Source organism: Humibacter albus DSM 18994 (genome assembly GCF_000421825.1).
Lineage (GTDB): Bacteria > Actinomycetota > Actinomycetes > Actinomycetales > Microbacteriaceae > Humibacter > Humibacter albus.
In genome coordinates, this window is the sequence record NZ_ATXT01000014.1 from 352,433 (window position 1) to 374,010 (window position 21,578).

The 21,578-nt window shown below is 70.3% G+C and carries 17 protein-coding genes; 9 read left to right on the forward strand and 8 right to left on the reverse strand.

All coding sequences use genetic code 11. The features are described 5' to 3' along the window. Positions 1-45 precede the first annotated feature (45 nt). The 3 genes from H623_RS0109080 (at position 46) to H623_RS0109090 (ending at position 3,407) form a co-directional block, all read left to right on the forward strand. The gene (locus tag H623_RS0109080) at positions 46-369 is read left to right on the forward strand and encodes a twin-arginine translocase TatA/TatE family subunit (RefSeq protein WP_245558961.1); all 324 of its coding nucleotides are present in this window, start codon (positions 46-48) and stop codon (positions 367-369) included. An 88-nt stretch (positions 370-457) separates the two neighbouring features. Further along, positions 458-1,825, forward strand: coding sequence for an MFS transporter (locus H623_RS0109085; protein ID WP_022900628.1), 1,368 nt, complete (start codon positions 458-460; stop codon positions 1,823-1,825). Next, a complete protein-coding gene (locus H623_RS0109090) occupies positions 1,815-3,407 on the forward strand; it encodes a pyridoxal phosphate-dependent decarboxylase family protein (RefSeq protein ID WP_022900629.1) in 1,593 nt (530 codons plus the stop codon). Before H623_RS0109085 ends, H623_RS0109090 begins: the two co-directional genes overlap by 11 nt. A gap of 25 nt (positions 3,408-3,432) precedes the next feature. Here the strand turns inward: H623_RS0109090 and H623_RS0109095 are convergent, their stop codons facing one another. Genes H623_RS0109095 through H623_RS0109105 form a run of 3 tightly spaced genes read right to left on the reverse strand, consistent with a single transcriptional unit; the run spans position 3,433 to position 6,425 of the window. Further along, positions 3,433-4,581, reverse strand: a complete 1,149-nt coding sequence (locus tag H623_RS0109095) for a P-loop NTPase (protein WP_022900630.1) — start codon at positions 4,579-4,581, stop codon at positions 3,433-3,435. Then, on the reverse strand, positions 4,574-5,128 hold the full coding sequence (locus tag H623_RS18860) for a DUF1003 domain-containing protein (protein WP_022900631.1): 555 nt from the start codon (positions 5,126-5,128) through the stop codon (positions 4,574-4,576). Before H623_RS18860 ends, H623_RS0109095 begins: the two co-directional genes overlap by 8 nt. Further along, positions 5,115-6,425 carry a magnesium transporter MgtE N-terminal domain-containing protein gene (locus H623_RS0109105; RefSeq protein ID WP_022900632.1) on the reverse strand — a complete coding sequence of 437 codons (1,311 nt, stop codon included), beginning with the start codon at positions 6,423-6,425 and terminating at the stop codon, positions 5,115-5,117. Before H623_RS0109105 ends, H623_RS18860 begins: the two co-directional genes overlap by 14 nt. 83 nt (positions 6,426-6,508) lie before the next feature. Between H623_RS0109105 and H623_RS18865 the strand changes: the two genes are divergently transcribed. After that, the gene (locus H623_RS18865) at positions 6,509-7,309 is read left to right on the forward strand and encodes a YflT domain-containing protein (protein ID WP_245558962.1); all 801 of its coding nucleotides are present in this window, start codon (positions 6,509-6,511) and stop codon (positions 7,307-7,309) included. Between the two features lie 56 nt (positions 7,310-7,365). Here the strand turns inward: H623_RS18865 and H623_RS18870 are convergent, their stop codons facing one another. Beyond that, on the reverse strand, positions 7,366-8,925 hold the full coding sequence (locus tag H623_RS18870; protein WP_022900633.1) for an aminopeptidase P family protein: 1,560 nt from the start codon (positions 8,923-8,925) through the stop codon (positions 7,366-7,368). Between the two features lie 156 nt (positions 8,926-9,081). On the opposite strand from H623_RS18870, the gene H623_RS0109120 reads away from it, so the two are divergent. After that, the gene (locus tag H623_RS0109120) at positions 9,082-9,951 is read left to right on the forward strand and encodes a PHP domain-containing protein (protein ID WP_026940158.1); all 870 of its coding nucleotides are present in this window, start codon (positions 9,082-9,084) and stop codon (positions 9,949-9,951) included. A gap of 122 nt (positions 9,952-10,073) precedes the next feature. Here the strand turns inward: H623_RS0109120 and H623_RS0109125 are convergent, their stop codons facing one another. Continuing rightward, positions 10,074-11,561 (reverse strand): DEAD/DEAH box helicase, encoded by a 1,488-nt coding sequence (locus tag H623_RS0109125; protein ID WP_022900635.1) that lies wholly within the window; start codon positions 11,559-11,561, stop codon positions 10,074-10,076. 348 nt (positions 11,562-11,909) lie between these two features. Here H623_RS0109125 and H623_RS18875 point away from each other — a divergent pair, with 348 nt between their 5' ends. Both H623_RS18875 and H623_RS0109135 read left to right on the forward strand, forming a co-directional pair. Then, positions 11,910-12,434, forward strand: coding sequence for a DUF6790 family protein (locus tag H623_RS18875; protein ID WP_022900636.1), 525 nt, complete (start codon positions 11,910-11,912; stop codon positions 12,432-12,434). A 45-nt stretch (positions 12,435-12,479) separates the two neighbouring features. After that, entirely contained in the window at positions 12,480-13,196 is a 717-nt protein-coding gene (locus H623_RS0109135; protein WP_022900637.1) for a ferritin-like fold-containing protein, read from the forward strand. On the opposite strand, the gene H623_RS0109140 is transcribed toward H623_RS0109135, so the two are convergent. The 3 genes from H623_RS0109140 to H623_RS0109150 form a co-directional block, all read right to left on the reverse strand. Then, positions 13,193-14,041 carry a tyrosine-protein phosphatase gene (locus H623_RS0109140; RefSeq protein ID WP_022900638.1) on the reverse strand — a complete coding sequence of 283 codons (849 nt, stop codon included), beginning with the start codon at positions 14,039-14,041 and terminating at the stop codon, positions 13,193-13,195. The two genes, H623_RS0109135 and H623_RS0109140, sit on opposite strands and share 4 nt — an antisense overlap. A 1-nt stretch (position 14,042) precedes the next feature. After that, complete coding sequence (locus tag H623_RS0109145; RefSeq protein ID WP_022900639.1) at positions 14,043-14,357, reverse strand: hypothetical protein; 315 nt, start codon at positions 14,355-14,357, stop codon at positions 14,043-14,045. A gap of 73 nt (positions 14,358-14,430) precedes the next feature. Further along, positions 14,431-14,655 carry a DUF3107 domain-containing protein gene (locus H623_RS0109150; protein ID WP_022900640.1) on the reverse strand — a complete coding sequence of 75 codons (225 nt, stop codon included), beginning with the start codon at positions 14,653-14,655 and terminating at the stop codon, positions 14,431-14,433. Positions 14,656-14,873: 218 nt separating this feature from the next. Between H623_RS0109150 and H623_RS18880 the strand changes: the two genes are divergently transcribed. Next, the gene (locus H623_RS18880; protein ID WP_084485859.1) at positions 14,874-18,140 is read left to right on the forward strand and encodes an ATP-dependent helicase; all 3,267 of its coding nucleotides are present in this window, start codon (positions 14,874-14,876) and stop codon (positions 18,138-18,140) included. 73 nt (positions 18,141-18,213) lie between these two features. Then, the gene (locus H623_RS0109160; RefSeq protein WP_026940160.1) at positions 18,214-21,522 is read left to right on the forward strand and encodes an ATP-dependent helicase; all 3,309 of its coding nucleotides are present in this window, start codon (positions 18,214-18,216) and stop codon (positions 21,520-21,522) included. The last annotated feature ends 56 nt before the right edge of the window (positions 21,523-21,578 follow it).

Below are 21,578 nucleotides of genomic sequence, written 5' to 3' on the forward strand. Positions count from 1 at the left end.
GCATGCAGTTCGGCGGGTTACTCTGTACGGGTGTTCGGTTTGACCATGGAGAAATTGGTGATCATCGCGGTGATCGCCATCCTTCTCATCGGCCCCAATCGGCTGCCGAGATATGCCGCGCAGCTGGGGCAATGGGCGCGCAATCTGCGCAACATGGCCAACAACGCGCAAGAGAAGATGCGCGAAGAGCTCGGACCCGAGTTCGAGGACGTCGACTGGCACAAGCTCGACCCTCGGCAGTACGACCCGCGCCGCATCATCCGCGATGCCCTGCTCGACGACGAGCCAGCACCCACGCTGAGCAGACCGGCGAAGACGGCGCGGCTCGACGAGGGCGCGCTGCCGCCGTACGACACCGAAGCGACGTAGGCCGAAGCGGCGCAGGTCGCAGCACCGCCCGACCCGCGTCGCCGGTGCGCGTTCGATTCGCCTCACGGCATGCCGATAGGATGCCCGGGTGACCGCAACGAGGCGATCGTCGCCCGCCCGAACGGCGCTGCCCGGCCCCACCGTGGCGCGCTATGCCGTCGGGTCGCTGGGCACGGGCGGATTCGCCACGCTGCCCGGACTCGTCCTCGTCTTCTACCTCACCGACACGCTCGGGGTGGCCGCCCTCGCAGCGGGGATCCTGGTGACGGCCGCGAAGGTGTGGGACGTCATCATCGACCCGGTTATCGGGTCGCTCAGCGACCGGCAGCTGGGGCACCGCGGCACCCGCCGACCGCTGATGATCACCGGCGGCATCGGGCTGCCGCTCTTCTTCATGCTGACGTTCGCGGTCCCCGCAGGCACCGCGCCGGGGCTCGCCGGTGTCTGGGTGTTCCTGGCCTTCATGCTCACGGCCACCGCGTTCAGCCTGTTCCAGGTGCCGTACATCGCACTTCCGGCCGAGCTCGCCTCCGACTACGACCAGCGGACCAGGCTGCTCACCTGGCGCGTCGTCGTGCTCACGTTCGCCATCCTGCTCTTCGGCGCCGGCGGTCCAGCGCTGCGCGACGCGTTCCCCCGGGATCCGTACTTCGGTTACCTGGTGATGGCCGTCGTGGCCGGCGTCGTGATCGGCGTCGGCATGGTCGTGTCGTCGTTCGTCGCCCCGAAGGGCGTGACGGGGATGCCCGTCCCCGCGCGCACCTCGATCGTGCGGCATTACGCCACGGGCATCCGTGCGTTGCGCACGAGCCAGCCGTTCCGCGCGCTGCTCCTCGCCTACCTGCTGCAGGCGGTGGCGACGGGCGAGATGCTGGCGGCGGCGAACTATGTCGCGAAGCACGTTCTGCACTCCTCCGATGCCGTGACGTTCCTGTTCGTCGCGCTGATCGGTCCCGCGCTGCTCGTGACGCCGCTGTGGGGCGTGGCCGCGCGGCGGATCGGCAAGGAGCGCGGGTTCCTGCTGGCGAGCATCCTGTTCGGAATCGCGGCGCTCTCGATGCTTCTGCTGCTCTGGATGCCCGGCGCATGGGTCTACCTGCCCGTCGCGCTCTGCGGCGCCGGTTACGCGGGCATGCAATCGCTGCCGATGGCGATGCTGCCCGATGTGATCTCGCACGACGCTCGAGAGAACGGGCCGGGAAGGGCCGGCATCTTCGGCGGCATGTGGACGGCGGGTGAGACCACCGGCATGGCTCTCGGCGCCACCGTGCTCTCGATCGTGCTGGCGGCGACCGGTTACCTGGCGAGCACGGGAACGGAGTCGGTCTCGCAGCCTCCGCTCGCGGTCGCCGGGATCGTCTTGAGCTTCAGCATCGTTCCGGCGGTGCTGGTGGCAGTGAGTCTGGTGCCGCTACTGCGGTATCGGTTGCGCAAGGAGGAACTGGATGAGCAGTGACGGTGCGGACGACGGCGAGGCGGACCGCGGCGTGAATCCCGGGACGGCGACGCACGACGAGGTGCTCGCGCGGTTGCGGGCGCTCCGTGCGGCGGATGCTCCGACGCACGGCGGACATGTGCTCTCGTACGTGTACGACTCCGGCAGGCCGGACCTGGATGAGCTCGCGGCCGCGGCCGCTCGTGAGATGCAACCGGTCAACGGGCTGGATCCCACCACGTTCACGTCGGTCGCCGCTCTGGAACGTGAGGTGGTGGAATTCGCGCGCCTGCTGCTGGGCGGCGATCCTGCTTCGGACCGCACCGGTGACGACGTCGTCGGCTCGGTGACCTCGGGCGGGACGGAATCCTGCCTGCTCGCCGTGAAGACGGCGCGCGATCTGTGGCGCGCTTCGGGTGGTATGGGCACGCCGCGCCTCGTGGCGCCGGTCACGGTGCACGCAGCGTTCCGCAAAGCGGCCAAGCTCTTCGACGTGCACTTCGACGGTGTACCCGTGTCTCCCCTGAGCGGCACGGTGGAGGCCTCGGCGATCGTCGACCGGCTGGGCCAGGACGTGGCGCTCGTCGTGGTGTCGGCGCCGTCCTACCCGTTCGCCGCACTCGATCCGATCGGTGAGGTGGCCGCTGCGTGCGCTCAGGCCGGTGTCGCGTGTCACGTTGACGCCTGCATCGGCGGCTGGATCCTCCCGTTCTGGAGTGACGACGACGGCGCCGTTCTGCCACCGTGGGATCTGCGCGTACCCGGCGTGACGAGCCTGTCGGCCGATCTGCACAAGTACGGATACGCGCCCAAAGGGGTGAGCGTGCTCCTGCACCGTGGCCGCGACCGTCACCGCGCGCAGTACTTCGCGACCACCGACTGGCCGGGTTACCCGGTGGTGAATCCGACATTGCTCGGCTCGAAGCCCGCCGGCGCGCTCGCGGCCGCGTGGGCCATCATCCAGGTGCTCGGAAAGAACGGGTTCGCGCGCCTCGCCGACAAGTCCCTTCGGGCGACGCGGGTGCTTCTTCAGACCGTGGAGCGCATCGAGGGGCTGCGCGTCGTCGGCGACCCGGTCGGGCCGCTCTTCGCGGTGGCGACGGACGAATCCGTCGCCGAGGACCGCAGGGTGGACCCGCACCACTGGGCCGACGCCGCCCGCGCACGCGGCTGGGTGCTGCAGCAGCAGCCCGGGATCGTGCAGGAGAACGGGGTGCGTCTGCCGCACACCACGCACCTCACCGTGACGCCCGTCACCGAAGACGGGCTCGGCGAGCTCGTTCCGGTACTGGTCGGTGCGGCGGATGCCGTGCGAGGCATCCCCGCGGTCTCCGGCGCCGACGTGCTCGGCGCGCTGCCCGGTGGCGGTGCGGCACTGCCCGGCGGCCCGGCCGCGCTCTCGGGCGAGACGGGTCCCAGCGCCGGCGCTCTCGACTCGCAGACGGCGGCGACGCTGCTGGGCGCGCTCGGCCTGCTCGACAGTGCCGACGGCGCCCTGCCGGAGCGGATGGCACCGTTCCTGGCGCTGATCGAGGCGCTGCCGCATCCGCTCACCGAACGGCTGCTCACCGAGCTGCTCGCGCGGGTGGTCGAGCCGCGCTGAGCCGCCGTAGCCAGCGACTGGATGCCTAGAGCCGGTTCAGGTTCAGGGCGCGACCGGTGCGCTTGCGCGGCCGCGAGGCGATGCGCTCGGCAACCGAGCGGATCGCGACGGCGGCCGGGTCGTCGGGATCCGAGACCACGATGGGCTCGCCGGTGTCGCCGCCGGAGCGCAGCGCGACGCTCAGCGGGACGGACGCGAGGAGCGGCACCGGATCATCCATTCCCTCGGTCAGACGCGCCGCCACTTCGGCACCGCCGCCCGAGCCGAACAGGTCAAGCACGGTTCCGTCGGGCTGCGGCAGGCCCGCCATGTTCTCGATGACGCCGAAGACCTGCTGCCCCGTCTGGCGGGCGACCACCCCGCTGCGTACGGCCACGTCGGCCGCTGCGGGCTGCGGTGTCGTGATGACGAGCACGTCGGCGCCGGGCAGCAGCTGCCCGACCGAGATCGCGACGTCGCCGGTGCCGGGCGGCAGGTCGAGCAGCAGCACGTCGAGGTCGTCGAAGAAGACATCGGTGAGGAACTGCGAGATCGTGCGGTGCAGCATGGGTCCGCGCCACGCGACAGCCGTGCCGGCTCCCTGGCCCCGAGACGGGTCGAGGAACATGCCGATCGAGATGACCTTCACGTCGTAGGCGATCGGCGGCAGGATCATGTCGTCGACGCGCGTTGGCTGCTGCGTCACGCCGTCGTGCACCAGCCCGAGGATGCCCGGAATGGAGAAGCCGTACACGTCGGCATCGACGAGACCGACCTTCAGCCCCTGCTGCGCGAGCGCGACGGCGAGGTTGGCGGTGACCGTCGACTTGCCGACGCCGCCCTTGCCGCTCGTGACGGCGTAGACCCGCGTGGGCGAGGCGGCGGTGAACTGATTCGCGCGCTTGCGCGCTCCGCGCAGGCGCTCGGTGAGCGCGCTGCGCTCCGCCGGCGACATCACGGAGACCTCGAGATCCAACCCGTCCACGTCGGGCACGGAGGTGACGGCCTCGCGGACGTCGCTCTCGATCCTGGCGGCGGCGGGGCATCCGACGATCGTCAGCTTGATGCGCACGAAGGCGCGACCGGCGGCGTCGACGCTGATCTCATCCACCATGTCGAGCTCGGTGATCGGGCGCCGGATCTCCGGATCGATGACGCCGCTCAGCGCGGCACGGATGCCCTCGGCATCAACCACGCGACGCCTCCGGTCGCAGCGTCGCAGCGTCGTCGCCGCTGCCCGGGGATCGCTCGTCCCGGTCCCGCTCGAGCTCGTCGAGAAGAGAGCGCAGCTCAGCGCGGATGAAGTCCTTCGACGCCATGTCCTTCACCGCCAGGCGCAGCGCGACCACCTCGCGAGCGAGGTACTCCGTGTCGGCGAGATTGCGCTCCGCGCGCTGTCTGTCCTGTTCGATCTGCACTCGGTCCCGGTCGTCCTGGCGGTTCTGCGCGAGCAGGATCATCGGTGCCGCGTACGACGCCTGGAGCGACAGGATGAGCGTGAGCAGAGTGAAGTTCAGCGCCCGCGGGTCGAACTGGAGGCTCGTCGGAGCCCACGTGTTGTAGGCCAGCCAGAAGATGCAGAAGATCGTCATGCCGAGCAGGAACCACGGCGTGCCCATCGCCCGCGCGAACGCCTCGGTGAAACGGCCGAACCGGTCTCGGTCACCGCCCAGGCGCAGGACGCGCGTTCGCAGGCCCTTCGGGGCATCCAGCCGTGCGACGGCCTTGTCAGCTCGTGCCATTGCTCACCCTCTTTCCCGTGTTGTTGCGTTCGTCGTCCGTCGCGTTCTGCGCGGTGGGCGGTTCGTCGTCGTGACTTCGCCAGTCTTCGGGAAGCAGGTAGTCGAGGATGTCGTCAATGGTCACCACCCCGACGAGCCGGTAGTTGTCGTCGACGACCGGCACCGACACCAGGTCATAGCTGGCGAGGATGCGCGACACGTCTTCCGCCGGCGCCGTCGCCGTGACGGGTTCCAGGCTCTGGTCGATGATGGTGCCGAGGCGTTCGTGCGGCGGATAGCGCAGCATGCGCTGGAAGTGCACCATGCCGAGGAACCGGCCCGTCGGCGGCTCGTACGGCGGCAGCGTGATGCACACGGCGGCGCCGAGCGCGGGCGCGAGATCCTGACGGCGGATGAGCGCCAGTCCCTCCGCCACCGTCGCATCCGCCGAGAGGATGACGGGTTCGGTCGTCATGAGGCCGCCGGCGGTGTCGGGCTCGTAGCGCAGCAGGAGTCGCACGTCGTCGGCTTCCTCAGGCTCCATCAGCCCCAGCAGGTGCTCGGCGCGATCGCCGGGCAGCTGCGCAATGAGGTCGGCGGCGTCATCGGGCTGCATCTGGTCGAGCACGTCGGCCGCGCGATTGTCGCCGAGGCCGGTGAGGATCTCCACCTGCTCGGCTTCGGGCATCTCTTCGAGCACGTCGGCGAGACGGTCGTCCGGCAACTCCCCGGCCACCTCCAGCCGCCGTTGGTCCGGCAAATCGAGGAGGGTGCTGGCGAGGTCGGCCGGCTTCAGGTCGGAGTAGGTGGCGATGAGCTGCTCGGCGGACTGCGCCTCGCCCTTCGCCGCGCGCTCGCGCACCTGGTCCCAAGTCGCGAAGAGCGTGGCGCCCTTCGCGAAGGGCGAGGGAGAGGTCTTCGGACGGCGCACGAAGAGCTGCGACACCGACCATTCGCCGGTCGAGGCCTGTTCGATGGCGACGTCCTCGATGGTCGCGGGTCCCGAGCCGTCGCGGAAGACGACGGTGCGGCCGAGGATCTCCGCGATCACCCGCACCTCACCGCCCCGTTGCTCGAACCGGCGAACGTTGATGAGACCCGTCGTGATGATCTGGCCCGCGCCGATGCTGGTCACCCGCCCGATCGAGACGAAGACGCGGCGTTTGCCCGGGATCTCGACGACCAGTCCGACGACGCGCGGGGGATCGCTGTGGCGATAGACCACGAGCACGTCGCGCACCTTGCCCACGCGGTCCCCCGCGGGGTCGAACACCGTGCACCCGGCGAGCCGGGCCACGAACACGCGTGCTGCACTCACAACTAAACCTTAACGGGGCGCGGCGCTCGCGGGGCGCGGCGGCCCCTGGGTGCGGGCACACGCGTGCGTGCGACAATGAGGCGATGAGCAGCCAGAGCCCGTTCGGCGGGCGTCAGCGCCAGGTCATGCCGACGGTGCCGCGCGGTGAGGTCGTCGCGACGTTCGAGACCTACCTCGACGCGCAGGGAGCCGTTGACGTGCTCGCGAGGGCCGACTTCCCGGTCGCGCAGGTCTCCATCGTGGGCAGCGACCTCAAGACCGTGGAGCGGGTGACCGGCAAGCTGACGTGGGGCCGGGTGGCGGCGGCGGGCGCGGCATCCGGCATCTGGCTCGGCATCTTCTTCGGCCTGCTCCTGATGATCTTCAACCCGACCATGAGCTACGGCGTGCTGCTGGCAGCCCTGCTGCTCGGAGCGGGATTCGGGATGCTCTTCGGTCTCGTCTCGTACGCCATCACGCGCCGCCGCCGGGACTACACCTCGATGACGCAGGTGCTTGCCACGAGCTACTCGATCGTCGTGGATCCCGACCTGGCGAACCGCGCACGCAACCTGCTCGGGAACGAGGGCGCCGGCGTGCACGATGCCGGGGCATCCTTCGTTCCACCGCAACGGCATCCGTCCGAGCCGCCGCCGGCGATGCCGCCCGCGCAGAATCCGCCGACGCAGAACCCGCCGACGCAGCCGGGCGATGGCGGTGCGGGCGCCAACGGCGACGTGGGCGAGAACGGCGACCCGAGCCGCGCGCCCGGCGGTCAAGAGCCTCCTCGCTACGGCGAGCGCACCTCCCAGGCGGCGCCGCCTCGGTATGGAGAGCGGACGGCGCAGCCGGTCGAGCCACCCCGGTACGGGCAACGCGCACCGCAACCGCCGACGGACGAGTAGCGCACCGGACCGGCCCGGTCTCGCTCTGGAGGCTCAGTTGCGCACGCGCTGCAGGCTCAGTTGCGCACGCGCTCGATCCAAGCCTCGACGTCGTCGGCCGTGCGCGGGATGGCGATCGACAGGTTCTCGGCGCCCGAGTCGGTGACCAGGATGTCGTCTTCGATGCGCACGCCGATGCCCCGGAACTCCTCGGGCACCGTGAGATCGTCCGGCTGGAAGTAGAGGCCCGGCTCGATCGTGAACGTCATGCCCGCCTCCACAACGCCGTCGAGGTAGAACTCGCGGCGCGCCTGCGCGCAGTCGTGCACGTCGAGCCCGAGATGATGGCTCGTGCCGTGCACCATGTAGCGACGGTGCTGCTGCTGATCGGCCTGTAGCGCCTCCTCGACGCTGACCGGCAGCATGCCCCATCGCGCGACGTGCTGGGCGATCACCTCCATGGCGGTGGCGTGAACCTGGCGGAAACGGATGCCGGGACGCACGATCGCGAACGCGGCGTCGGCCGCCTCGCGCACCGCCTCGTACACCTGCCGCTGCGTCGCCGTGAACCGGCCGCTCACCGGCAGCGTGCGCGTGATGTCGGCGGTGTAGAGACTGTCGACCTCCACGCCGGCGTCGATCAGGACCAGGTCGCCCTCGCGCACCTCTCCGTTGTTGCGCGTCCAGTGCAGGATGCACGCGTGCTCTCCCGATGCGGCGATCGTGTCGTAGCCGACGGCGTTGCCCTCCAGTCGGGCGCGAGCGTTGAAGACGCCCTCGATCACGCGCTCGCCGCGGCGGTGAGCGGCGGTGCGCGGAAGCTCGCGCACGATGTCGTCGAATCCCGCGGCGGTGGCGTCGATCGCACGCCGCAGCTCGCCGACTTCCCACGCGTTCTTGGTGAGGCGCAGCTCCGAGAGATTCCTGGCCAGCTCATCGTCGGCATCCGCGAGGGCGGTCACGACAGCGAGATCGGCGTCGAGCGCGTTGCGCCGCTCGTCGACGCTCGCGGTCAGCAGCTCGTCTGCCTCGCGCACGAGCAGGGTGCGCGTGTCGACGGCCTCGAGCACCTCGCCGAGCTTCGAGAGGTGTCGGGTGCGCAGAGCGAGGTCGCCGGCGACCTGCGCCAGTGACGGGCGGGGTCCGATCCAGAACTCGCCGATCTCGGGATTGGCGTAGAACTCGTCGGAGTCTCGCCCAGCACGTTCGCGGAAGTAGAGGGTCGCCTCGTGTCCGTCGTCCTTCGGCTCGAGCACGAGCACGCTGCCGGGCTCGGCGTCCGATCCCCAGCCGGTGAGCTGCGTGAACCCGGAGTGGGCCCGGAACGGATAGTCGGTGTCGTTGGAACGCTGCTTCAGCCGCCCGGCGGGCACGATGAGGCGCTGGCCGAGGTGCCGGGCGGAGAGGGCGGAGCGGTGCGCCGCCGCCGAATCCACCGCCTCGCGAGGCGCCGGGACCTGCTCATCGCGATCCGCCCATCCCGAGCCGATGTAGGCGGCGAAAGCGGACGATGCCGGCGTCGTCGAGCGGTTCTCGGTGGCGCGGGGACGGGACGAGTCGACGGCGGATGCTGTGGCCGCGGTGTTCGCGGACGTCGCGTCGTGCGCGGTCTGCGAGACGATTTCGGTGTCGGACATCCCTCTATTGTGCTCCGCCGCCCCGAACGATCCGTGGCCGCCCGTCGCCGTCCCGCTCTCTTACCCGTTCCCTCCGTCGTCGATGCCGCGCGAATCGCAGAGTGGGAGCCGTCGATCGTCCGGTATGCGCGATTCGAACGGCAATACGATGGAACGATGGCCGACGATCTGCGGGACTTCAGGGCACCGATCGACCTGCACACGCACTCGCGCATGTCAGACGGGACGCAGTCTCCCGAGGAGTTGGTGCGCTCCGCAGCCGGCGTCGGCCTCGGCACGGTCGCGCTGACCGATCACGACACGACGGCGGGGTGGACGGATGCCGCGGCGACGGCATCCGAGATCGGCATCACCTTCATTCCGGGCATCGAGCTCTCCACGCGGTACGGCTGGCAGAGCGTGCACATGCTCGGCTACCTGTTCGATCCCGCCGACGAGCCGCTCACGGCCGAGTTGGAGCGCATCCGCAGCGCCCGCCTCACCCGGGCGGAGTCGATCGTGGAGAGGCTGTCGGCCGATTTCGACCTGACCTGGGACGACGTGCTCGCGCACGCCGCCCCCGGCGCGGCGGTCGGGCGCCCGCACATCGCCGACGCGCTCGTCACGAAGGGGCTCGTGCCCGACCGCTCGGCCGCCTTCGCCACGCTCCTGCACCCGCGCGGCGGATACTACGAACCGCTGTACTCGCCGACCCCGTTGGACGGTGTGCGGCTGATCAGGGCGGCCGGTGGAGTGCCCGTGCTGGCGCACCCGGCGACGCGTGGTCGAGACCGGATCATCAAGGACGTCTACCTGCGGCGGCTGATCGACTCCGGCCTCGCCGGATTCGAGATCGATCACAGGGAGAACACCGACGACGGCAAGGCCGAGTTGCGCCGCATCGCCGCTGAACACGACCTCGTTCTCACGGGCTCCAGCGACCATCACGGTGAGGGCAAGCCGAACCGACTGGGGGAGAACACGACGTCGCCTCAGGCCCTGGAGCGCATCCTCGACGAGTCCGCGTACCTGGCACGCGGCGTTTGAGAGGGGCGTCGAGCACCCCGGGCGCCCCAGGCACCCGCCCGGCGATACCCGGCTGAGCGCGTGCCGGACGTTGCCTGCCGGCCTGCGCGTGCCTGAGCACCTGCCCGGCCGCGCCCGCCCTGCTACGCCTGCGCCGCGGGGGCACCTCCGCCACCGGAAGGACGACGGCGGCGGCGCCGCCTTTGCGGCGCGGTGTTGCCGTCGTGATGCTGGCGGCCCTGTCCGTCGTGCGTGCCCGTTGCGACATTCTCCGTCGATGCAGAAGCCGGAGCCTCCGACGCGGATGCCGTGCCCTGCGTCGTCGAGGACCCGCCGCGCGTGCGGCGTCGGTTGCGGTTGCGCGACGAACCGGAGCGCTCCGCGCCTTCGCCTGCACCACGACCGCCCTCGGCGCGGCCGTGCGCCCGCTCCGACTTCACGGGAGGGGTCGGCTTGAGCCTTCCTTTCGCACCCTCGGGGATCTCGAGGTCGGCGTACAGGTGCGGCGACGAGGAGTACGTCTCCACCGGCTCCGGCTGTCCGAAGTCGAGCGCGCGATTGATCAGCGCCCACTTGTGCAGGTCATCCCAGTCCACGAACGTGACGGCCGTTCCCTGTCGCCCCGCGCGTCCGGTGCGGCCCACCCGGTGCAGGTACGCCTTCTCGTCCTCGGGGATCGTGTGGTTGATCACGTGCGTGACGTCGATGACGTCGATGCCGCGAGCGGCGACATCCGTCGCGATGAGCACGTCGCGCTTGCCGGCGCGGAACGCGTTCATCGCGCGCTCGCGCTGCTCCTGGCTGAGGTCACCGTGCACGGCAGCGGCGTTGAAGCCGCGGTCGTTCAGTTCTTCGACGAGCTTCGCGGCGGCGCGCTTGGTGCGCGTGAAGATCACCGTCTTGCCGCGGCCTTCGGCCTGCAGGATGCGCGCGATCACCTCGTCCTTGTCGAGCGCGTGCGCCCGGTAGATGACGTGCTTGATGTTCGCCTGGGTGAGGCCCTCGTCGGGGTCTGAGGCGCGAATGTGGATCGGCCGTGTCATGAACCGACGGGCGAGCGCCACGATCGGTGCCGGCATCGTGGCCGAGAAGAGCATGGTGTGCCGGGCAGCCGGCGTGAGCGAGAACAGCCGCTCCACGTCGGGAAGGAACCCGAGGTCGAGCATGCGGTCGGCCTCGTCGAGCACCATCTCACGCACCCGAGAGAGATCGAGGAGGTGCTGGCCGGCGAGGTCGAGAAGACGGCCGGGCGTGCCGACCACGATCTGGGCCCCCGCCTTGAGCTGCTCGATCTGACCCTCGTACGCCTTGCCGCCGTAAATCGAGGCGACCGTGGTGGAGCGGCCGGCGGTGGCCAGCTCCAGGTCTTCGGCGACCTGGATGGCGAGCTCACGCGTCGGTGCGACGATCAGCGCCTGCACGCCGGGCTCGGGGTCGAGACCCAGCCTCTGGATGACCGGGAGACCGAAGCCGAACGTCTTGCCGGTCCCCGTCTTGGCCTGGCCGATGATGTCCTGCCCGCTGAGCGCGAGCGGAATGGTCTGCTGCTGGATGGGGAAGGGTTCGGTGATGCCACGTGCGGCGAGAGCCTGCACCATGTCGGCATCGATGTTCAATTCTGAGAACGTCACGTTGTAACTGCCTGTCGGAAGAGGATGTACGGATCGAGGCCGACCCGATGGTTCGCGCCCGTTCTTCGCATCGACTCCAGGCGCGCATGCCGTCGATCCTGTGCCGACGACCCGACCAGTCTACCGGTGACGCTGAGAGCGGACGGCGTGGTGCCGGCGTCGGCGGCCATGGAGCCACTGCGCCCTCCGCGCGATCCGCTACGCCCCGAACGTGGCACGGCCCCGCCCTTGCCGTGCCGGAGGGCCGCATGGGATCGTACCGGTGTACCACCCTCGGGCCGGTCTCGTGCCCGGTCCGCTGCCGATCGCCGGCGACGGAGAAACATCGGATGCAGTGGGGGATAAGCCTTGTACATCGTCATTATCGTCGTGTGCTTCGTGGTGGGACCGATCGTCTCGATCATCATCGAGCGGGTGGTGAGACGGGAGAACCCTCGGTCGCGGGACCTGCTGACGCTCATCCTGCGATGGTTCACGTTCTGGATCGTGGGCGTGCGGCTGCTGCTGGCCGGCGCGACGCAAGCCCTCGACCCGGAGTTCACCGGGGAACAGATCTTCGGCACCACCGACCCGACCGTTCTCCCGTTCATCTCGGAGCTCGGTTACGCCAACCTCGGCTTCGGCGTGATCGGGATCCTCAGCCTGTTCCTGCGTTCCTGGGTCGTTCCGGCAGCACTGTCCGGTGGCGTGATCTTCCTCGGGCTCGACGGAATCCGACACCTCGTCGAGGGTGGAGCCTTCACGTCCGACCGTGCGACCGCGATGATCACGGACTTGATCGCGCTCGTCGTGCTCGGCGGCTGCCTGATCGCGCTGGCCGTGCGCTCGCGGCGGAACAGGGTCGACGGTCCGATCGTCGATCAAGCCGTGTGATCGAACATCCACGGGCCCGCATCCGGCGATCGCTAGACTTGCCGGGTGGCATCCTGGTTCTCTCGCCGCCCCGCACTCGTGGACGCGCCCAAGCTGACGCCGCGGCGAGAACAGGTGACCGGTGTACGCGTCGACCTGAGCGAGGTCGCGCCCGACCTCTTGCCCTACCTCGGGCAGGTGGCCTACCTGCAGCTGCAGGCCTTCGAGACACTGTCCCGCGTCGTGCAGCAGGTGCCCTCGCTCTCGAACAAGGAGGGCATCGCCTTGACTGCGGGCGCCGCCCTGAGCCGCCACCAGGCCGTGACGGCCGAGATCAGGCGCCATGACGCCGAACCCGCTGAGGTCATGGCGCCGTTCGCCCGGGCGATCGACGGCTTTCAATCGATCACCATCGGGCGCGATTGGCAGGAGACCCTGCTGGGCGTGTACGTGACCGACGGTCTGCTCAGCGACTTCTTCATGCGGCTGGCACAGGGGCTTCCGGGCGACGTGGGACCGCGCGCGGCGAGCCTGCTCGGCGCGCAGGCCGGGGGCGAACAGCTCGCGGGCATCCTCTCGCGGGAGATCGAGGCGGATGCCTGCCTCGGCTCGCGTCTGGCCATGTGGGGTCGACGCCTCGTGGGCGACACGCTGTTGGTTGCTCGCTCCGCCCTGCGGTTGTCGGGCAACGAGCGCTCCGATGAGGAGCGCATCGACCCCGTCTTCAGCGAGATCATCGGCGCGCACACCCGGCGGATGGACGCGCTCGGGCTCACCGCCTAGTGCAGGAACAGCTCGCGCAGGCGTTGCTGCGCTGAGGCATCCACCGACAGGCCGTCGGCGAAATAGCCTTCGACGGTGCCGTATCGGCCGTGCATGATCTCCAGCGCGCTGCGCAGGTACTCGGCCTTCACTCCGATCACCGGTTTCAGCAGCTCCGCATCGCCACCGCCGGCGGCGAACGCGTCGAGCATCGGCTGCAGTCCGGCCATCAGGTAGTCGTTGCTGCGCAGGTAGTCCTCGACCACGACGTCCTCCGCCACGCCGAGCAGCGTGAGCAGCGCGGCCGTCGCCCAGCCGGTGCGGTCCTTGCCCGTCGTGCAGTGGTACAGCGCGGGGAGCGTGCCTTCCTCGGCGAGCGCGAGGAACAGCCGACGGTAGGAGTCGACAGCGCTCGGAAGCGTGACCAGGCCGCGGTAGATGTTGTCGAAGATCGCCGGGATGTCCGTGCTCGCGAGCACCTCGCTGGCCTTCGCCGGGTCCGAGGTCAACTCGGGGATGTGCGCCGCCGCGGCCTCCGGCTCGTCCGCCAGCACGTCGAGGTCGATCTCGCGAACGCCCTGCGGCGAGCGGTCGGGCGACGCCGAGCGTTCCGCTGCCGTGCGCAGGTCGAAGATCGTGCGAAGACCCAAGCCGGCGAGCACGTCGAGGTCGGCATCGTCGGCACGAGCGAGCGCCGTCGAACGATAGACGAGGCCGAGACGCACGTGACGACCGTCCGTCGTCGGGTAGCCGCCGATATCGCGGAGGTTGGGGATGTTCGGGGTCGGCATCTGCGCGCCGGGGACTCCGCCCTGCGATTCCGCACCCGAACGTGGCCCGAGCCCGTTCGCAGCCGCGGGGCTCATGTCACGCGGCTCCGCCGGCCGCGAGTCCGGTGCGCGTCAGCGTGTGCAAGCGCTTCTCGTCACCGCGTGTGCGCAGTGAACCGATCAGCAGGTCGACGGCGACGCTGATCACGGCGGTGCCGATGATCGTGAACCACCAGATCCAGCCGCCGTCCCACTTCATGCCCAGCCAGGTGAGTCCCACCCAGCCGGCCGCGGCCACCACAGCGCCGAGGGCGGGGATGAGAACGCTCCCGTGCGAGTGACGGTACGGCAGCGTGTAGCGGGCGATGAGTCCGATGATCGCCCCGGCCAGGGTGATGAACAGCAGTTCCATGTGCGTCGCCTTCGTCGGTGCGGGCTGCGAACGGTGCGGACGGCCGCGCCGGACCGCACCCCCGTGCGCAAGGTTACGCGACGAAGCCGACGCGGCGCGATTCCTCGCTGCCCACCTGCACGTAGGCGATGCCCGCGGTGGGCACGATGAACAGGCTTCCGTGTTCGTCGCGCAGCTCGAGCGTGCCGGCACCGGAACCGAGCGCGGCGCTCACCGCGGCCTCGACCTCCGCCGACGACTGGGTCGACTCGAAGTTCAGTTCACGGGGTGCGTTGACGATGCCGATGCGTACTTCCACGAGGTGGCCTTTCCGAGACGTGACGTGCCATGCGGATGCCTCGTGCCGGCCCCAGCGCGCGGTGCGTGACCGGCGCGGCCGGGTGCGGCGGGGCATCCGTCAGTCACACTACGGCAGCGGTGCACGCCGTTCGCGGACCGTTCACTGACGGCGCAACAGAGGGCGCAGCGAGGGGCTGCTCGAGAGTGTCGCCGGCCACCCCTAAGGTGAACCGCGTGATGCAACAGAGCCCGCTGATCCCGACGGACGCGCTGGTCCCGGCGGCAGTGCCTGCCGCGACGGCAGAAGCCGGCACCGCAGCCACGGCCGCGGCCCGGCCGGGAGACACCGCCGGGTCCGCCCCCCTCGAGCCGGTCGTGCTCGACGCATCGCAGCGGGCCGTGCTGCACCTGGATGCCTCCGCTTCCGCCCTCGTCGTCGGTGCGCCCGGCACCGGCAAGACGACGACCCTCGTCGAGCTGCTCGCCGACCGGGTGCACCGCCTCGGGTTCGCACCCGAGTCGGTGCTGGCGCTCACGTTCGACCGGTCGAGCGCCACCCGGCTGCGCGACCGGCTCGGCCTGCGCATCGGCGAGGCGGTGAACGGCCCACTCGCGCGAACCGTGTCGTCGCTCGCCTTCGATGTGGTCGCGCAGGCCGCGATCCGCGCGGGTTCCGAGCCGCCCACTCTGCTCACCGGCAGCGAGCAGGATGCCGACGTGGCTTCCCTCCTCGCCGGGCACGTCGAAGACGGTGTGGGCCCGGCGTGGCCCGCGCCGCTCGGAGAGCAGGTACGGGGGCTGCGTTCGTTCCGCACCGAGCTGCGCGAGCTCATGATGCGCGCCACCGAGAACGAGATCACGCCCGAAAGCATGCGGGCGCTGGCGCGCGAGCACGAGCATCCCGAGTGGAGCGCCGCCGCCGACTTCATCGACGACTACCTCGCGGCGATCTCGAGTGCTCGTGCGCAGCAACTCGACTCCGCCGAGCTCGTGCGCTTCGCGGTCGCGGCCATCGAGCGCGGCGAGGTGAGCGAGCAGGTGGCGCGCCTGCGGCTGGTGGCGGTCGACGATCTGCAGGAGGCGACGGAACTCGGTCTCGCCCTCGTGACGGCGCTGCGCGAGCGAGGCGTCACGGTCGTGGGCTTCGGCGACCCGGATGCCTCCACCAGCGTGTTCCGCGGAGGTTCGGCCGACGTGGTCTCGCGCTTCGGCGCCGGGGCGCACACCCACGCATTGCGTGTCGCCCACCGCCAGAGCGCCGTGCTGCGCGATCTCACGCGTCGCGTGACCGAGCGGATCGGCACGGCCGGCGTCGTGGGGCACCGTGGGGCGCTGCCGGCCAGAGAGGCCGACGAGCAACTCGACCCGCTGCTCACGATCGAGGCGCCGACGCCCGCGCGGGAGTGGACCGCAATCGCGCGCGTGCTGCGGGAACGCCACCTCATCGACGGCATCCCGTGGTCGCGGCAAGCCGTCGTCGTGCGCTCGGGCGCGCTCATCGACGGCGTGGCGCGGGCGCTGGCAGTGGCCGAGGTGCCCGTGCGCACGACATTGGCCGCGATCGCGCTACGCGACGACCCCGCGGCCAGGGCACTGCTCGACATCATCGACGTCGGCATCGGGCGATCCCGGCTCGACATCGAGTCGGCGACGAGCATGCTGATCGGCCCGTTCGGGGGACTCGACCGGCTCGCCGTGCGTCGGCTGCGTGTGGCACTGCGCACCGAAGAGGTAGCGGGAGGCGGCCACCGCGGGGCGGACGCGCTGCTCGTCGAAGCGCTTCAGGCGCCGGGCCGGCTCGCGACCATCGACCACCGCATCGCCCGCGACGCCGACCGGCTCGCGCGCATCCTGGACGCGGTGCGACAGGCATCCGGTGCGGGTGCCGGCATCGAGGAACTGCTCTGGACCGTGTGGGAGCGCAGCGGGGTCGCGGCCAGATGGCGGAACGCTGCACAGGGGACTGGCGTGGCGGCGTCCGAAGCGAACCACAACTTGGACGGCGTGGTGGCGCTCCTCACCGCGGCCAAGCGGTTCGGCGAGCGCGAGCCGGATTCGCCGCCCGCCGTCTTCCTCAGCCGCCTGCTCGACGCCGACGTGCCGGAGGACACGCTCTCGCCGACGCGGTCGGTGGACTCCGTGCTCATCGCGACGCCGTCGGGCGTGGTGGGCCAGGAGTTCGACGTGGTGGTGGTCGCCGGCCTGCAGGAGGGCGTCTGGCCCGACCTGCGCGTGCGCGGCACGCTGCTGAACACCGACTCGCTGGTGCGGGCGGCTCGAGGCGAGGCGGATGCCGTGCTCGACCACCGCGCGCTCGTGAAGGCCGACGAGTTGCGCATGTTCGCTGTGGCGGTCTCGCGCGCGAGGCGCCAGCTGGTGCTGGCCGCGTGCAGCGATGACGACGAGTTCCCGAGCGTGCTGTTCTCACTGGCTCCGCGCGGCACGCCGAGCGTCGACACGAGTGCCGCCGCGTTCACGCTGCGGGGGCTGACGGGACGGCTGCGGCGCGAGCTGACCGCAGCCGAGGCGACGGGCGCGCCTGCGGCGACTCGCTCTGCATCGACGCCGTCGCGGCGTGCCGATCCGGCATGGCGTGATGCGACGGGCGCGACCGCCGCGGAAGCGGCATCCGCTCTCGCCGAACTCGCGGCGGCAGGGGTGACGGGCGCGCACCCGGGGGAGTGGCACGGACTCGCCACGCCGTCGAGCACGGCGCCGATGTTCGACGACGACGAGGCGATCCCGGTCTCGCCGTCGCGCATCGAGGCGATCGAGGAATCGCCGTTGGACTGGTTCCTCGACGACGTCGCCGGCTCCACCACCAGCACGTCGATGGGCATCGGCACGCTCGTGCACTGGGCGATGGAGACGGCGACCGATCCGAACGTCGATGCTCTCTTCGCGGCGGTCGAGACGCGCTGGAACGAGCTGGTTTTCGAGGCGCCGTGGATCGATGCCAGGGAGAAGCGCGCGACCCGCCGTCTCGTGCAGGGAGTGGCGGAGTATCTCGCCGATGCGCAGCGCGAGGGCGTCAGGGTCGTCGGAGCGGAGGAGGGATTCCGGCTCGACGTCGGCAGGGCGCAGGTGCACGGCAAGATCGATCGCATCGAGGCGGGCGCCGACGGCGGCGTGACGATCGTCGACCTCAAGACGGGCCGGCCCGTGACGAAAGAGGCGACCATCGCCCAGATGCCGCAGCTCGGCGTCTACCAACTGGCCTACGCATCCGGGCAGCTCGATGACCTCTGTGCCGCGTTCGCACCGCACCGTTCGGCGGGCGCGAAGCTGCTCTTCGTGAAAGCCGGCGTGGGCGACAAGTCCTACCGGGAGGCTGCGCAGGCCGCGTTGGATGAGGACGGGCTCGAGGGATTCCGCGAGCGCATCCGCCAGGCGGCTCGCGCGATCGCGGTGGCCGAGTTCGAGGGCACGGCCGAAGTCGAGGACTACGGCGGGCAGTCGGCGACGCGTCGACTGCACCGCGTGAGGGCGGTGACCAGTGACTGAGACAGATGTCGTGACGACGAGTGGCGGTGAGGCCCGGGGCGGTGCCTCTTCCGGTGGCGACGTCGATGTCGAGGTGGTGAACGCGGTCGACGCGGATGCCATCGCCGACGCTCTGAAGACCTATCACCCGACCGCACAGCAGCGCGCGGTGATCGAGGCGCCCCTGAAGCCCGCCCTCGTGGTGGCGGGTGCCGGCAGCGGCAAGACGGAGACCATGGCGTTCCGAGTGCTCTGGCTGCTCGCCAACCGGCTCGTGAAACCGCACGAGGTGCTCGGTCTCACGTTCACCCGAAAAGCGGCAGGAGAGCTGCGCGACCGCATCCGGGACCGCGTCGATGCCCTGGCCGAAGCCGGCATCATCGAGCCGCCGGACGAGCTCGAACCGACCCAGGTGCTCACCTACAACGCGTTCGCGAACCAGGTGTACCGCGAGAACGCACTGCTTCTGGGACGTGAGGGAGACGGCGCGGTGCTCGGCGAGGCATCCGCCTGGCAGCTGGCGCGCAGCATCGTCGTGGGCAGCGACGACGAGCGGCTGCTGCTACTCGACAAATCCGTCGACCAGGTGACCGCGGCCGTGCTCGAACTGGCGCACGCCCTGAACGAGAACACGGCCGATCGGTCGGAGGTGGCCGCGATGGCGCGCGAGTTCGCGAGCATCGAGAACCTGCCGAACGGCGGACGCAGCCCCTATGAGAAAGATGTGGTCGAGCCCGCGCGAGCCGTCGGCACTCTACCGGTCCTGCTCGATCTGGCCGCCCGTTTCGACGCGGAGAAGGAGCGGCGCGGGCTCGTCGAGTACTCCGACCAGGTGGCGTTCGCGCTGCAGATCGTGCGCGGAGCACCGCAGGTGGCCGAGAGCATCCGAAGTCGACACCGGGTCGTGCTGCTCGACGAATACCAGGACACGTCCGTCGTTCAGACCAGGCTGCTCGCGTCTCTTTTCGGCGGCCGACCCGTGATGGCGGTCGGTGATCCGCACCAGTCCATCTACGGATGGCGCGGCGCGAGCGCGTCGAACCTCGATCAGTTCGTGACCGAGTTCGGCGCGGCTCCGGAGCAGCGCTACGGGCTTTCCACGAGTTGGCGCAACGGCACGCGCATCCTGGATGCCGCCAATCGCCTGGTCGAACCGCTCACCGCACGCTCGCGCGTCTCGGTCGCCGCCCTGACACCATCGCCGGCCGCGAGCGAGCGCGCCGTGCAGTCGGTCTTCGCGGAGACGGTGCCGGAGGAGGCGGATGCCGCCGCCCGCTGGCTGCGCGACAAGCTCGCCGAACCGGTGCTGGATGCCGACGGCCGCCCCGTTCTCGATGCCCACGGTCGTCGCGCTGTGCCGAGCGCGGCGATGCTCTTCCGTTCGCGAAGCACGCAGGCCGTGTTCACTCAGGCGCTGCGCGAGCACGGCGTGAAGTACCACGTGCTCGGCGTCGGCGGTCTTCTCGCCGAGCCCGAGATCGCCGATCTCGTCTGCGCTCTGCGCGTGGTCGACGACCCGACCGCGGGGAGCGAGCTGATCCGCCTGCTCGCCGGTCCGCGGTGGCGCATCGGCGTGCGCGACCTGCGCGGTCTCAAGCAGGCCGCCCGCTGGCTGGCCGAACACGACTACAAGCAGCAGCGGATCGACGTTGAGGTTCGTGCCGCGATCAGAGCCAGCGTGATCGACAGTGAACAGGCATCCATCGTCGATGCGCTGGACGCCGTGGTGCACGCGCCCGACGGGCACCGCATGCTCGAGGGCATCTCGCCGCTCGGGCTGGCGCGGTTGCGCGATGCGGGCAGCCTGTTCGCCCGACTCCGCGCTCGCAGCGGCATCGAATTGCTCGACTTCGTCACACTCGTGGAGCACGAGCTCGGCCTCGACATCGAGCTCGCCGCGAACGAGACGCGCACCGGCGGGCGCGGCGCCCTGGATGCTTTCTTCGACGCGCTCTCGGACTACCTCGCGGTGAGCGAGACGGCGGGTCTTCCCGGGTTCCTGGGCTGGTTGCGCGAGGCCGAGCGACGCGACTCGCTCGCGCCCCGACCGGAGAAGCCGGAGCCCGGCACCGTGCAACTGCTGACCGTGCACGGCTCGAAAGGGCTCGAGTGGGATCACGTGGTGGTGCCCCGACTGGTCGAGGATGAGCTGCCGTCGAAACCGAACGAGGGAACGAACGCGTGGCTCGGGTTCGGACGCTTGCCGTGGGAGTTCCGCGGCGATGCGGACGAACTGCCCGCCTTCGAGTGGCGCACGGCGACGACTCGCAAAGAGGTGAAGGATGCCCGCGCCGCGTTCAAACAGCGAGTCGCCGAGCACTATGAGCGCGAGGAGCGGCGGCTGGCGTACGTCGCGGTGACACGGGCCAGGCACGGGCTGCTGCTCACCGGATCGTTCTGGTCGACCCAGGTGCGCCCCCGCCGTCCCAGCCGATACCTGGCGGAGCTGGCCGAGGCGGGCATCGTGCCGGCGTTGCCGCCTGCACCGGCGAACGATGAGAACCCGCTGGGCGACGGCAAGGAGCCCATCCGCTGGCCGATGGATCCGCTCGGCGGGCGCCGGCCCGCCGTCGAAGCGGCGGCCGAGCGCGTGCGCGCGGCCGAGCCGGGGCACGCGGGACGGTGGGCGCGCGACGTGGAGCTTCTGCTGGCGGAACGCGAGCGGATGCTCGAGGCGACATCATCTGTGATGCTGCCCACGCGCATCCCGGCATCCCGCTTCAAGGACTACATCTCTTCGCCCGCCGAGGTCGCCTCGGAGCTTCGCCGGCCGATGCCGGAGCGTCCCTATCGCGCGACGCGGCTCGGCACGCTGTTCCACGCCTGGGTGGAGCGCCGGGCCGGGGTGGCCGGTGGCACCGAGATGATCGATGCGTTCGAGGGTGAGCTGGACGACGAGTTGTTCGTCGTCGGCGAGCTGCCGAGGAGTGCAGAGGGCGAGCCGGATCGTACGAGCGTCGAGTCCACGGTCTCAGGTGAGGCGGACCTGGTCGAGCGGGAACGGCTCGCCGAACTGCAACGCACGTTCGAGCGCTCGCCGTGGGCCGACCGGCAGCCGGTAGAGGTGGAACGGGAGATCCACCTGCCGTTCGACGGACACCTCGTGATCTGCAAGATCGACGCCGTGTACGAGCGCGACGGGCGCTACGAGATCGTGGACTGGAAGACCGGCAAGCCGCCGAAGGACGACGACGACCTGGCACGCAAACAGTTGCAGCTCGCGCTCTACCGATTGGCGTTCTCGCGCTGGAAGGGCGTCGACCCCTCGCTCGTGGATGCCGCGTTCTACTTCGTCGCGGACGATCGGATCATCCGGCCAACCGAGCTCGTCGACGAGGAGGAGTTGACGCAGCTCTGGCGGGAGAGCACGGGAGGCGACGAGAGCGGATTCGCGGTGGCGTGAGCCGGAGGTCGATCTCGCGGTGGCGCACTATCTCGGTGTGCAGGATGCGGTGGCAC